We start from the raw sequence: 12,819 nt of genomic DNA, 5'->3' as shown, positions 1-12,819 counted from the left end.
GGTGATCTCGGCCGGGCCGGGACGCGGCGTCGTGGTGGACACCGGGCCGGACCCCGTGACCATGGACCGCTGCCTGAGGAGGATCGGCATCGAGGACGTACCGCTGCTCGTTCTCACCCACCCCCACGCCGATCATGTCAACGGTCTGCCAGGCGTGCTCAGAAACCGACGCGTCGGCGCGGTGCTGGTCAGTCCGCAACGAACGGACGCACGATCAGTCGCACGCGTGTCCGCCACCCTCGCACACCACCGGATCCCCGAATGGACCGCCCCACCAGGGACCCGCTGGCGGTTCGGTCCATCGGAGCTGACCGTACTGGCCCCGGAGGTCGCAGCCCATGACATGCACGGATACGGAGAGGGAAGCGCGATCAACAACTCCAGCATCGTTATGCACGTACGCTGGCGCGCCGGCTCGATCCTGCTCAGCGGCGACCTGGAAACGGAAGCGCAGGAACAACTGCACCGCCGCTTGACCGTACGGGCGGACCTCCTCAAAACCCCGCACCACGGTTCGAACCGGCAGTCCCCGACCTTCCTGTCCTCGCTGGGCGCCCGAGCCGCGCTGATCAGCGTCGGAGCCGACAACGACTACGGCCATCCCGCCGAGTACACGCTGAACCTGCTGAGACGGCTGGGCCTCACCATCTACCGGACCGATCAGGACGGAGACCTCGCCGTGGTCGAACGAGAAGAAGGAGGAATGGCGGTCGTCGCACGAGGCACGTAGCCGATCAGCTTTGGGCTTGGAACCAGGACGTATGTGGGGTGACGCGATTGTTCGCGAGACTTGGTCGGCGGTCGGCGGTCGGCGGTCGGCGGTCGGCGGTCGGCGGTCGGCGGTCGAGGGCCAGGGGCCGGGACCGAGGAGCCGGGGGCGAGGAACGGGTCAGGGGCCAGGGAGCACGGAGCAGGGAGCAGAGGGCCGGGCTCAGGGACCGGGGAGCAGAGGGGAGCTTGGGCGGAAGCCAGGAGCCGGGATCGAGAACAGTCCGGCCTACGCGGCCCCGCACCTCGCGTCCCAAGCCTATTTCCCCCATTCGAGGGAGCATGGCGATCATGCCTTCCCTCGCCAGAGGGAGTCGCAGCACCAGGGAGATTGGAAGGCTCAGAAGGTCAGCATGCACGACCTCTTCCGACCGGGGTGCAACCGTGACCAATCGGATCCACCGTACGTTCCCGATGAACAACCGCACGTCCCTGATGAGTCTGATCGCCGCAGTGGCCCTTGCGACCGCGCCCTCCGGGGCCTGGGCGTTGGCCGGCGCTGCAGCTTCGGCGCCGTCCGGGGGCTGGGCCTCGGACGGCGCTGCCGCCTCGGCGCCGTTCGGGGTCTGGGGGTCGGTCGGCATTGCCGGATCGACGCCGTCCGGGGGCCGGACGGCGGATGGTACGGCCAGGCCGGAGGCATCCGCCGTGCCGAGCCCGACCACGTCCGCCGCGAAGACCGCTCACCTCAAAGGGCGGGCCACGATGTACTTTCCGGCGCCCGACAATGACATCGAGATCACGGCCGACGCCCATGCCGCGTTCGACCCGAGCGGTGCATGGAGACCTACCCGATCATGGGGGACGTTCCGGATCTCGCACCGGTACAAGATGCCGGACGGGACATGGTTCACCAACTGGGGTGATTTCGCGGTCGACTGCCTGACCACCGGTGGACCCACCGCGACCGTCACCGGCAGGCTCACCAAGGTGACACCCGGCGGGCCATGGGAGGAGTTGCTGAAGGACCGGACACGCATGGGCCTCAGTTTCTACGTCGCGGGGAAAGGCCGTGGACCGAGCCGGATCGGTCTGAGCGGGGCTCCTCTGCCCGGGGAAGGCCAGTTGAGCGCCTGCATGGCTCCCGCAGCCGACGCTCCGGTGATCAAGGGGGGATACACGCTGCTGGACAAGAGATGATGCGCCGATCGGTGCTGTCACGCGTCGGCTCGGCGGAGGCGTTCGGCTGCTTGGGCCCAGAGCGCTCTGCCGGACACCGCGGTGTAGCCGTGGAGTGCTTCCCACCGAACGTCATGGGCCGCCGGCCACAGCCCGGCCGCCCAGGCGATCTGCTGTTCTTCGGTGGTGAACGGGCGGGCCCGAGCGTCCTGGTAGGCGGCCAGGAACGCCTCGGTGCTCTCGATCGGCGGCAAAGTGGCCGGTCCCAGCTTGGGGAAGACCGTACTGGCGGCTCCCACCAGAGCGGCCTCCGGTTGCCAGGCCAGGCTGTCCCAGTCGTGCACGATCCACACCCGCCGGCCATGCCACCCGAGGTTGTGCGCCTCGAAGTCGGCGTGGCCCAGCACGCGGGGCAGGTCGGCGGCCAGCATGCGCCGGCGGACCCTGTCGGCTATGTCAGTGACATAGGCGGGTACGAGGCTCTGGTCCCTTTCGTCGAGTGACTCGATCGAAGGCCACAGCCCAGGGTCGGGGTGATCCCACCGTACCCAGCGCGGATTGGGGAGCGGTGGCGTGACGGCGACGTCCGCGAGTGCGGTCATCAGCTGGGCGAAGACCTCCGCGTAGCGTACGGCGATGTCCGGTGTGTCCCCGTGCAGCACCTCTCCTCCAGGGCGGAATTCCTCCGCGTGTACGGCAAGGGGACCGACACCGACGACCGGCGTGAGCGGACGGGCGCAGGGGAACCCGTTCTCGGCCAGCCGGGCCTGCGCCGCGACGCACGACCCCGCCCGGCCGTCGTCGGGACGGGCCTTGACCACGACGTCCGTACCGCCGGCCAGCCGGAGACCGAGCACCGCCGACATCGACTGCTGCCGGAACAGCACGTCGGCGGGTCGCTCCCCCAGATGGTCCAGGCACCAGGCCGGTAGCCAGTCCGGCAGATCATCGAGCGGCACAGGGAAACTGTGCCACGGCGCGTGCCGAACGCGCCGGAGGCCGCCTGAGACGCACGTTCCTCACCCTGCGTCCAGCGCTCACAGCGGCGGCGGAGGCGTTGAGTACCGGGTTGTCGGTGGGGCATGGCATGCTGCCTGACATGGCGGGAACCGATCCAGCACCTGTGACCCTGGTCGTCGGCGATGAGGAGTTGATGGCCGAGAGGGCGGTGAGTGGCGTCGTCGCCGCGGCCCGGGCGGCCGATCCCGCCACCGAGGTGCATGACCTGCTGGGGAGCAAGGTCACCACCGGCGAGCTCACCCAGCTGACCTCGCCGTCGCTCTTCGGCGATCGTTCCGTGGTGGTGATCCGGTCGGCGCAGGATCTGGCGAAGGACGTCATCGCCGAGATCGTGGCCTACGCCAAGCAGCCGTCCGAGGACACGGTGATGGTCCTGGCGCACCCGGGTGGGGTGAAGGGCAAGGCGCTGGTCGATGGGGTGAAGAAGGCCGGGGCCAAGGTGATCACGATCAGCAAGGTCACCAAGGCGGGGGAGCGGCTGGAGTTCATCAAGGGGGAGTTCAAGCGGGCCGGGCGCAACATCGCGGGCGACGCGGCGCAGGCGCTGCTCGACGCCGTGGGCAATGACCTGCGGGAGCTCGCTGCGGCGTGCAGCCAGCTGGTGTTCGACAGCGAAGAGAAGACGATCAGCGCGACGGCGGTGGCCCGCTATCACAAGGGGCGCGCGGAGGTCACCGGGTTCAACGTGGCCGACTCGGCGGTCGAGGGACGGCTGGCGGAGGCGCTGGAGCAACTGCGCTGGGCGCTCGGCACGGGCGTCGCGCCCGTGCTGCTGGTGAGTGCCCTGGCCGGTGGGCTGCGATCACTGGCGAAGGTCGGCAGCGCGCCGCGCAACCTCCGGGGCGGGCAGCTGGCGAGCCATGTCGGCATGCCGCCGTGGAAGGTGGACCGGGTGCGACGGCAGCTCAACGGGTGGGGGCCGGAAGGGCTGTCCCGGGCGATCCAGGCCGTGGCCAGTGCCGATGAGCAGGTCAAGGGCGGGGGCGCGGATCCGGCTTACGCGCTGGAGCACACGGTGCAGGTCATTGTGGCCAATCGAACGGGCCGGTGACGCCAAGAGGTGAGTCGGTGTGGCCGGACGATCGAGGAGGGATACGTCGGCTCGGCCAACTGAGCGGGGCGGCGACGTCCGAAGGTCACGGGTCGGGGTGGCCAGATGAAGGGCGCAGTTGGCGTAGTCGGCTGAGTGGGTCCAGTGGCGTCCGAGGGGTGCTGGGCGGCGTGGCCGGCTGAGCGCGGCGGCAGCAATCCGGGGCACACAGGCCGGCGTGCCGATTTAGTGTGCGGCGGCGTCCGAGGAGCACAGGTCGGCGTGCCACCTGACCTCCGTGCCTGTGTCCGCGGGACGGGTCGGTAAAGAACGGGCATGCGGGGAGCGACAGCGCGAGACACAGGCCAGCGGGAGATCGGCGGAGGAGCGGGCCAGAGGGGAGCGGTGAGCAGGGAGAAGCCCGCAAGACGCAGGTCAGCCCGGGTTTTCCGCGCTGAGGAGCAGGCGCTTGAGGAGTTCGTTCAACACGATCTGATCCTCGGGTGGCAGAGCGCTGATCATCGCGGCCTCCACCTCGGCGCGGATCGTCATCGCATCCGTCCACAGGTCGTTCCCCTTGGGGGTGATCTCGACGTCCACCCGACGCCGATCCTCGGTGCTGCGTACGCGCCGCACCAGCTGCGACCGTTCCAGCGTGTCCAGTCGCCCCGTCATCCCGGCAGGCGAGAGCAGGAGATCCGCGGCCAGCTCCGAGGGCGTCGCCGAACCCCCGCGAGCCACCAGGCGGTGCAGCGTCTCGAACTCGAAGTCCTGCATGCCGACCTCCGACAGCGCCGCCTCCTTGGTGTGGCCCAGGTGCTTCACCAGGAACTGCAGGCGGGTGACGATCGCCTCCACCCGTTCGTCGAAGGGTGCCTTGCCGCGCCAGCGGGCCAGGTGACGATCGACGGAGTCCTCCATGCGCGAGATCCTATGCCAGCAAGTATTTTGTTGACGAAACATTCGCTGACGAAATACCTTCTCTGAACATGATGTCTCGGCTGTTGATCGGACGGTGCCTGTCGGCGCTGGCCACGGCGCTCATCCCGACGACCCTGACCCTGGCGGTGCTGCGTGCCACCGACGACGCCGGGGCGCTCGGGATCGTGCTGGCGAGCGAACTGGTTCCCATGCTGCTGCTCCTCCCCGTCGGCGGCGTGCTGGCCGACCGGCTCAGGCCCGAGCGGGTCGCACTGTTCGCCGACCTGGTCCGGGGCGTGTCGCAGGCGGCCATCGCCGTGGAACTGATCCTCGGGCTGTACCGGCTGGTCGACCTCGCGCTGTTGTCGGCGATCGCCGGCGCGGCCATCGCGTTCGGAAGCCCGGCCGTGCCGCGGCTGGTGGTCGCGGTCGTGCCCGGGCCGGCCAGATTGCGGATGAACGCGCGCATCGGCATGGTGACGAGCCTGTCGTCGGTGGCGGCTCCGGCGATCGCCGGCACGGTCACCGTCGCCGCCGGGCCTGGTTGGGCGGCGGGGCTGACCGCGGTGCTGTTCGCCGGCTCGGCGCTGACGCTGAGCGGCATCCGAACGTCGACCGCTCGGCCCGTGGAGGGCTACCAAGGAGCTGAGGAGGGGGCAGAGGGCCAGAGCGCTGAGAAGAGTCCGAGGGGCCAGAGCGTGGCGGCCCGGGGTGCGGGGGGTGGGGAGAGCCTGAGGGGCCAAGGCGCTGCGGGTGTGGCGGCGAATCGAGGCCTCGAGAGCCCTGAGGCGAAGGAGCGGGGCACCTTCTCGGCGTTCGGGCGGGATCTGGGGCATGGGTGGCGCGAGATCAGGCAAAGGCCCTGGTTCCTGGCATGCGTGTTCGGTCATGGCGTGTGGCATTTCGTCGCCGGGCTCTTCCTGACGCTCGCCCCCGTGACGGTCGTACAGGACCTGGGCGGTGAGACGAGCTGGATGGTGATCGTGCAGAGCGGCACCGTCGGGATGGTGCTCGGCGTGTTCGCCGCACCGAGGCTGCCGATCCGCCGCCCGCTGGCGCTGATGCAGGTCGGCGCCGCCGCCTACCTGCTCCCCATGGTCGCCCTGGCCATCCCGGGGCCTGTCACGGTGCTGGCGGGGGCGTACTTCCTGGCGATGTTCGGGCTGGGAGTGCTCATCCCGTTGTGGGAGACGGTCGTGGCCGAGGAGATCCCGGAGAGGGCTCTGGGACGGGTGCGCTCGTTCGACACGCTGATCTCGTTCGCGTCGCGACCGTTCGGGCTGGCGGTGGCGGCACCGCTGGCCGGGCTGACCGGGGTCACGGCTCTGGCGGTGGCGGGTGGCGTACTGGTCGCCGCCGCCAACCTGCTGGCGATCGCCTGGTCACCCACGACGCCCGACCCGAACGCCCGCAGGCGCGACAACGTTGACGGGCCGCGCTCGCCGAGACTGGGGAGAAAGCGTCCGATCGCCTGATCGCGGCTGGGCCGGGATGTGCTCATCTAGGTGTGGTCGAGCCGGGCTGCTCAAGCGGCACATGCTCGCGCATGATGGCGATGGCCTCGGTGGCGGCGCCGACCACGTGATCGGCCGTGTGTTCGTGGGCCGGCCACGTCCCCCGGTCGATCCAGATCGTACGCAGCCCGGCTGCTTGCGCTCCTGCGATGTCGGCGATGAGATTGTCGCCGACCATCCAGCCGCCCCGAGCCAGGCTGGCCCCACACCGTTCAGCGGCGATCTCGAACAGGCCGATCTCGGGCTTCCTGACGCCGTCGGCTCCCGACACGGCGTAACCGTCTACTGCGCCAGCCAGGCCGGTACGGCGAAGCTTGCCGAGTTGGTTGTCCGCCATGCCGTTCGTGACGATCCCCACCCGCCATCCCGCGCCGCGCAGGCCGGCTATCCCGGCCAGGACGCCGGGGTAGCACCGCACGAGGTCGGGCATGCGCCGGCGGTAGGCTCCCCATAGCTCCTCAACCGGCTCGGAAAGAGCGAAATGCTCACGGACCTTGCTGAAGAAGGTCTCCCGGTGAGGGTGCGTGGCTCGATCCTGGGCAACGAGCCAAGCGACGCTCTCGGCGCCCAGGTGCTGTCGCTCGGCGAACTCCGTGGCCCACCGAAGGAACGCGGTATCAAGGTCGAGGAGTGTTCTGTCGAGGTCGAACAGGGCTAGGCGCTGCACGCAGCCGATCATAGAAAGCCGCGGCTCGACCAGGACAGCCGGCTTGGGATGAAGGTCACGGTCATCCCTTCTGCGCGCCTCCTCGGCACGTGTGGGATCTCCAATGGCGCAAGCGGCTCACGTCGTTCAGGACCGCCGCGGAGCGGTCAGGTGCGGGCGGTCTCGTGGATGACGCCGTCGCTGATCTCCAGCACCCGGTCCGCCACCGTCATCAGACTCTCATCATGCGTGGCCACCAGCGCCGTAACCCCCTCACTCCGTACGAGCGCCCGCAGCAGCTCCATGATCTGCCGCCCAGTCTGCGAGTCCAGCTGCCCCGTCGGCTCGTCGGCCACCAGCAGCCGGGGCCGGTTGGCCAGGGAGCGCGCGATGGCCACCCGCTGCCGCTGCCCCCCGGACAGCTCGTACGGCCGCTGGTTGACGTGCTGCTCCAGCCCCACGAGCGCGAGCAGCATCCGGACGCGGGCCTCCCGTTCCACCGCGGGCGTACGCACGAGGCGCATCGGCACCCCGACGTTCTCGGCCGCCGACAGGACGGGGATCAGGCCGAAGGACTGGAAGACGAAGCCGACGACGTCCCGCCGCAGGGTGAGCAGCTCGTCCTCCGACATGGCGGTGACCTCGTGCCCGTCCACCACAACCCGGCCGGCGTCCGCTTTGTCCAGGCCGCCGATCTGGTTGAGCAGGGTGGTCTTGCCCGAGCCCGACCGCCCCCGTACGGCGACCAGTTCGCCGGGATGGATGGAGAACGTCACATCTCGCAGCGCGACGACCTCCTTCGGCCCGGTCCGGTAGACCTTGCGCAGACCCTCCACCACGACCAGAGGCGAGTCAGTCATTCGAGGGCTCCTCTCGGGCGGGCCACACGCCGATGTGGTCGGATTCGAGTTCGAGGCGGACCCGCCGCTCCATGTCGAGGGCGCTGGTGAAGTCGCGGGGCAGCTGCAGCCGTCCGACGCGGTCGAGCACCGCGTACTCCTCGGCGATGATCTGGCCCTCGGCGCCCTCGCGCCGGAGCGTCTCGCTGCTGGTGCGGCCGTCGCGGATGCCCACCGTCCGGTCCACCTGCTCGGAGACGAGCGGGTCGTGCGTCACGATGACCACGGTCACCCCCAGTTCCCTGTTGGCCGTGCGCAGGGCGTCGAACACCTGCTCCGACGTCTCGCTGTCCAGCTCGCCCGTCGGTTCGTCGGCCAGGATGAGCTGCGGGGAGTTGGCCAGCGCGACGGCGATGGCGACGCGCTGCTGCTGGCCGCCGGACAGCTCGGGGGGTTTGCGGCCGGCGCAGGAGTCGACGCCGAGCAGCTCCAGCAGCTCCTCTGCCCGTCCCCGCCGCGCCTTCCCGCGAGCGGCGAGCTTCATCGGCAGCTCGACGTTCTCCTGAGCGGTCAGGTACGGCAGCAGGTTGCGCGCGGTCTGCTGCCAGATGAACCCGACCACGGAACGCCGGTAACGCAACCGGTCGCGGGGGCTCATCGACAGCAGGTCCATGCCCGCCACCCTGGCCACCCCCGCCGTCGGCACGTCCAGCCCGGACAGCACGTTCAGCAGGGTCGACTTGCCCGAGCCCGACGCGCCGACGATGGCCACCAGCTCGCCCTTGTCGATCACCAGGTCGAGGCCCTGCAACGCGACGACCTCGACGCCCTCGGTCTTGTAGATGCGGACGAGGTTGTCGCACACGATGTGCGCGTCGCCGCCGAAGGCGGCCTTCTGGCGGGTGGCCTTGGCTTCCAGCTCTGACAGGGTCGGATTCATGTTTGGTCCCCCACTCGAAGGACGGCGCCGAGGCTGCGACGACGGCTGATGACGGTGTGCGCGTACGCGCCGAGCACGGCGACGACGGCCAGCCCGGCGGCCAGCGCGCTCGGCAGGAACAGGTCGAGCGAGTAGTCGCCGACGGCCAGGTCACCGGCGTAGGACGACAGGTCGACGCCGGGCCCGAGCGCGGCCGGCAGGCCGAGGCCCAGGCCGAGCCCGACCAGGGCGGTGACGAGGATCATGGGCAGGATCTCCAGCACGGTCAGCCGCTGCGCCTGGCGTTCGGACAGCCCCAGCGTACGCAGGAACGACACCGCCCTGGCCCGCTCGGCCGCCCCGACGACCAGCGACAGGACGACGGCGACCAGCGCGTACGCCGCCAGCGCGACCGTCACCACGACGAGCGTCGAGCGGACGGTGCTGGTCAGCGGGTCCTCCTGGATGGCCGCCATGGCGCTCTCCTGGGAGACGACGCGGGCGGACGGGACCAGCCGCGCCAGCTCGGGGAGTGAGACGTCGCCCTTGATCAGCAGCGTGTTCACGGCGGGCCGCAACTGCACGCCGATGGGCACGACGACGAACTTGCCCGTGGTGAAGAAGCCGGGCACGGACTCGATCACGCCGCGCGTGGCGAGCTTGAGCCGCGACTGCCAGCCGATCTCAAGCGTCCCGCGTCCGCGCAGCTCAGGCGAGACGAGCACGCCGTCGGAGAGCGCGGGCAGGCCGACGGGGGCGTCGCCGAGGATGGCGCGCCACTGGGTCACGTCCACGGCGACGGCCTCGGCCCGTTCGGCGCCGTACCCGACCTGGACCCGCCCCGTCTGGGCGAGCACCACCTGCTCGACCCCGGCCAGGCGGCGTACCCGCTCGATCGCGTCGCCCGGGATCTCGCTCTCCGCGGTCACCCTGACCGGCGCGCCCACCTGCTGCCAGGCGGCCAGCCGCTGCGTGCTCGCGATCCCGTCGGAGACGACGGCGGCGAACACCGACACGCCGAGCGCGGGCAGCAGGATCAGCACCGGCAGCACGCTGCCGGATCGCGACCTGGCCGCTCTGGTCAGCCCGAGGAACGGCACGGCCGCGCGGGCGCGCGCGCTCAACCGGACGAAGAGCCGCAGCGGGTACGGATAGCAGCGCAAGGTGATCAGCGCCGCCGCCACGGTCAGCGCGATCGGCACCACCAGCAGGAACGGATCCTGCCCGGCCGACGCGCTCAGCCCTCGGGCCCGCAGCAGATAAGCCCCCGCCAGGGCCAGCACCACGACCAGCACCTCAAGCGTGATCCGCTTGGCGGACGGCCGGGCGGTGGCCACGTCCTCGCGCCGCTCGTGCAGCGGCGTGCGGTGCGTGAGGGCCGGCCCGACGGCGGCGAACCCGACGGCCACGACCACCACGACCACCGGCCCGGCGTGCACGACCGGCAGGACGGGGCCGGGCACGAGGTACGACAGCGCGTACCCGATCAACGCGGCCGGCACCACGGCCAGCGCGGTCAGGGCCGCCGCCGTGCCCGCAACCCGCGGCAACGACCCGCCCCGCGCGCGGGCCAGGCTCAGTGTGCGGTCGAGCTTGTCGGCCAGGAGCTGCACCGCGAGGACGATCACGCCGAGCGCCACGGCCAGCAGCCCGCCGAGCACCAGGTACATCACGGTCTGCGCGGTGGACAGCTCGGCGAGGAAGCCGCCGAGCAGCTCGGGCAGCCCGCTCACCAGCCGGTACGGGCTGGCCGTGCCCACGGTCTGCAGCGCCACGACCCGGTCGAACTCGTGCACGGCCGCCCGCAGCCCGGGCACGTCGAGCGCGTCGGCCGCCCGCGGTTCGAGGGGCAGGATCCAGCGGTAGGTCAGGTTGCGCCCCTCGCCGCTGAGCGCGGTGAGCCCGGCGTCGGACGTGAGCGTGGTGATGTGCCGGACGAAGTCCTGGCGGCCGGGCGGCTGCTCTTCGAGGATGCGCAGGATGTCGGAGTTGTGGGACCAGTAGCGGTCGCCGGGATCCTTGGCGCGGAAGGTGCCGACGATCTTGACGGCGGCATAGTCGTTCTCGCCGACGAACACCGTCTGGCCCAGCCGCAGGTTCATCTTGTCCAGGGCCTGTTCGACGACGCCCACCTCGAAGACCGGGATCGTCTCGCCCTCGTAGCGCGTCGTGGCGGGCGCGCCGGGCGCGCGCCCGCGCACCCAGTCCACGCGCCGGTCGGCGTCGGAGAGCCAGCCCAGGTTGAGGAAGGACTTGCCGCCGGTGCCGGTGATCGGCGTCAGAGTGGTCTTGGCGCTCATGTGGCCGGCGCCGGAGGGCGCGGTCACCGGGCGCAGCTGGGGCGGCAGGATCTCGCGCCAGAGGTGCTCGCGGGAGTCGAACTGGGCGCGTTCGCGCAGGTCCTCGGCTCGCGAGCCGGAGTTGACGGTCACGGCCAGGTCGGTCTGGACGGCGGGCGCGGCCTGGAGGTCGCGGCGCAGCGCCTCGTCGTACGCCGCCTGCGTCGCCCTGGGCAGGCCCGCGACCAGCAGACAGGCGCCCAGCGTCAGCACGAAGAGCACGGCGACCGTGCCCAGGTGCTCCCGGGCGAGCAGCCGGATCCTCACTGTCCCTCCCGGAAGGCGAGCAGCCGGAACCCCGCCGGGCGGCGAGCAGCCGGAATCGTCACTGTTCCTCCCGGAAGGCGAGCCCTTGCCGGCGCAGGTTGCGCGTCAGCCCGGCGACGATCGCGAACAGCACCCCGGCCACCAGCACCAGCATCACCCCGGTCGCCGCCCACGGGATGTCGAGCAGCACCCCCGGCGTGACGGCCGCCGCCTGGCCGGTCAGCACGATGTGCGGCACCACCAGCACCCCGACCACGATCGCCAGCCCGGTCCCGGCCACCAGCGACAGCCCGACCACGAACGTCTGCTCCATCGCGAGGATTCCGAACACCTGCCGCGAGTTCACTCCAAGCGCCCGCAGGATCGCGAACTCGGCCATCCGCTCCCGCGCCGCGACGGCCGCGTTGACCAGGAACCCCAGCACGGCGAAGACCAGTGCCGCCAGGAACCCCAGCATCAGCGCCCCCTGCAGCCCGCTGGCCAGCGGGTCGTTCTGCAGCGTCGCGGCCAGCGCCCGCTGGTCGAGCACGGAGACGTCCCATTCCGGGTGTCTCCCGAGCGCCGCCACGGCCGCCGCGCCGTCTCCGGCCAGCCACCATTCGGTGGCCGGCCGCGGCGACTGCGCCGCGGCGAGTTCGTGCGCCTGCACCGTGCTCCAGTCGGCCAGTACGGCCTTCTGCCCGGCCGGCGCGGTGGGCATCGTCGCGACGACGCCGACGACCTTGACCGTCTGGACCCGGCGGTCGATGCTGGCCTTCCCGACCTGCCCGACGCCCAGCTTGAGCGAGGCGGCCAGGTCGGCGGTGAGCACGACGGGCAGCGGCCCGAGCCGAGGCGGCGCCACGAACGCGGCCGCTCCCGGCCCGTCGCCGACGGTCATCGTGAGCGGCGGCGCGGCCATGTCGCGGCCGTCGGCGCGCAGGCCGGTCAGGGTGAGGCTCGCCTCGCTCTCCGGCGCGCCCGCGAGCAGGCCGCGCAGCGAGATCGGGTACGACAGCGCCCCGCTCCGCCCGGCCAGCGCCCGCAGGTCCACCTCGACCTGGTTGTCGCCGGGCTTGAGCACGCCGAGCGAGACCTCGCGCCACACGCCGAGCGCGTCGGACAGGACGAGCCGCAGCGGCAGGTCCGTGCTCACCCGGGCGGACAGGGTGAGCGTGGCGGGCCGGCCGGGCAGGTCCAGCTTGCCCGCCTGGTCACCGGCCAGGCTCCGCGACAACTCGGCGGTGGTCTGCGCCGACAGATCCGCACGAAGGTGGAACAACTGCCCCATCTTCGCGGCGTCCAGCGTGAGCAGCAGCGCGCTCTCGCCGCCGACCTCGCTCTGCCCCCGGTAACCGGGGGAGGCGGCGGTCAGGCCGGGCAGCGCGGTGAACGCGGTGCCGCGCCCGAGCGCGCCCAGCTCGGGCCCGTCCGGCGGCCCCGACAGCCGCAGGTCGG

General features: G+C 71.3%; 11 protein-coding genes. 4 read left to right on the top strand and 7 right to left on the bottom strand.

All coding sequences use genetic code 11. The features are described 5' to 3' along the window. Window position 1 precedes the first annotated feature (1 nt). Both ABFX54_RS25460 and ABFX54_RS25455 read left to right on the top strand, forming a co-directional pair. Window positions 2–730 carry a ComEC/Rec2 family competence protein gene (locus ABFX54_RS25460; RefSeq protein WP_346108706.1) on the top strand — a complete coding sequence of 243 codons (729 nt, stop codon included), beginning with the start codon at window positions 2–4 and terminating at the stop codon, window positions 728–730. Window positions 731–1,152: 422 nt separating this feature from the next. Continuing rightward, on the top strand, window positions 1,153–1,908 hold the full coding sequence (locus ABFX54_RS25455; protein WP_346108705.1) for a hypothetical protein: 756 nt from the start codon (window positions 1,153–1,155) through the stop codon (window positions 1,906–1,908). Window positions 1,909–1,925: 17 nt separating this feature from the next. On the opposite strand, the gene ABFX54_RS25450 is transcribed toward ABFX54_RS25455, so the two are convergent. After that, on the bottom strand, window positions 1,926–2,846 hold the full coding sequence (locus tag ABFX54_RS25450) for an aminoglycoside phosphotransferase/kinase family protein (RefSeq protein WP_346108703.1): 921 nt from the start codon (window positions 2,844–2,846) through the stop codon (window positions 1,926–1,928). Window positions 2,847–2,986: 140 nt separating this feature from the next. On the opposite strand from ABFX54_RS25450, the gene holA reads away from it, so the two are divergent. After that, complete coding sequence (gene holA / locus ABFX54_RS25445) at window positions 2,987–3,958, top strand: DNA polymerase III subunit delta (RefSeq protein ID WP_346108701.1); 972 nt, start codon at window positions 2,987–2,989, stop codon at window positions 3,956–3,958. Window positions 3,959–4,372: 414 nt separating this feature from the next. Here the strand turns inward: holA and ABFX54_RS25440 are convergent, their stop codons facing one another. Then, window positions 4,373–4,858: a MarR family winged helix-turn-helix transcriptional regulator gene (locus ABFX54_RS25440; protein WP_346108699.1), complete on the bottom strand. Its 486-nt coding sequence runs from the start codon at window positions 4,856–4,858 to the stop codon at window positions 4,373–4,375. 68 nt (window positions 4,859–4,926) lie between these two features. Between ABFX54_RS25440 and ABFX54_RS25435 the strand changes: the two genes are divergently transcribed. Further along, the gene (locus tag ABFX54_RS25435) at window positions 4,927–6,333 is read left to right on the top strand and encodes an MFS transporter (RefSeq protein ID WP_346108697.1); all 1,407 of its coding nucleotides are present in this window, start codon (window positions 4,927–4,929) and stop codon (window positions 6,331–6,333) included. A gap of 22 nt (window positions 6,334–6,355) precedes the next feature. Here ABFX54_RS25435 and ABFX54_RS25430 read toward each other — a convergent pair whose 3' ends face one another. The 5 genes from ABFX54_RS25430 to ABFX54_RS25410 all read right to left on the bottom strand — a co-directional run. Next, entirely contained in the window at window positions 6,356–7,051 is a 696-nt protein-coding gene (locus tag ABFX54_RS25430) for an HAD family hydrolase (protein WP_346108696.1), read from the bottom strand. Window positions 7,052–7,185: 134 nt separating this feature from the next. Continuing rightward, a complete protein-coding gene (locus ABFX54_RS25425; RefSeq protein WP_346108694.1) occupies window positions 7,186–7,878 on the bottom strand; it encodes an ABC transporter ATP-binding protein in 693 nt (230 codons plus the stop codon). Further along, complete coding sequence (locus tag ABFX54_RS25420; protein WP_346108692.1) at window positions 7,871–8,797, bottom strand: ABC transporter ATP-binding protein; 927 nt, start codon at window positions 8,795–8,797, stop codon at window positions 7,871–7,873. Before ABFX54_RS25420 ends, ABFX54_RS25425 begins: the two co-directional genes overlap by 8 nt. Continuing rightward, window positions 8,794–11,382 (bottom strand): FtsX-like permease family protein, encoded by a 2,589-nt coding sequence (locus ABFX54_RS25415; protein WP_346108690.1) that lies wholly within the window; start codon window positions 11,380–11,382, stop codon window positions 8,794–8,796. Before ABFX54_RS25415 ends, ABFX54_RS25420 begins: the two co-directional genes overlap by 4 nt. Before the next feature lie 58 nt (window positions 11,383–11,440). Then, window positions 11,441–12,819, bottom strand: a 1,379-nt coding sequence (locus tag ABFX54_RS25410) for an FtsX-like permease family protein (RefSeq protein WP_346108688.1), incomplete at its 5' end; no start/stop codon positions are given.

Origin of the sequence: Nonomuraea maheshkhaliensis (assembly GCF_039529435.1) — a bacterium.
GTDB classification, from domain to species: domain Bacteria; phylum Actinomycetota; class Actinomycetes; order Streptosporangiales; family Streptosporangiaceae; genus Nonomuraea; species Nonomuraea maheshkhaliensis.
The sequence above is the reverse complement of the archived record's forward strand: the minus strand, read 5'-3'. Positions and strand labels throughout refer to the sequence as shown.

Bases quoted from the DNA above. Each gene is read 5' to 3' on its own strand.
- holA (WP_346108701.1), top strand. From the start codon at position 2,987: ATGGCGGGAACCGATCCAGCACCTGTGACCCTGGTCGTCGGCGATGAG.
- ABFX54_RS25420 (WP_346108692.1), bottom strand. From the start codon at position 8,797: ATGAATCCGACCCTGTCAGAGCTGGAAGCCAAGGCCACCCGCCAGAAG.
- ABFX54_RS25440 (WP_346108699.1), bottom strand. From the start codon at position 4,858: ATGGAGGACTCCGTCGATCGTCACCTGGCCCGCTGGCGCGGCAAGGCA.
- ABFX54_RS25430 (WP_346108696.1), bottom strand. From the start codon at position 7,051: ATGATCGGCTGCGTGCAGCGCCTAGCCCTGTTCGACCTCGACAGAACA.
- ABFX54_RS25425 (WP_346108694.1), bottom strand. From the start codon at position 7,878: ATGACTGACTCGCCTCTGGTCGTGGTGGAGGGTCTGCGCAAGGTCTAC.
- ABFX54_RS25435 (WP_346108697.1), top strand. From the start codon at position 4,927: ATGATGTCTCGGCTGTTGATCGGACGGTGCCTGTCGGCGCTGGCCACG.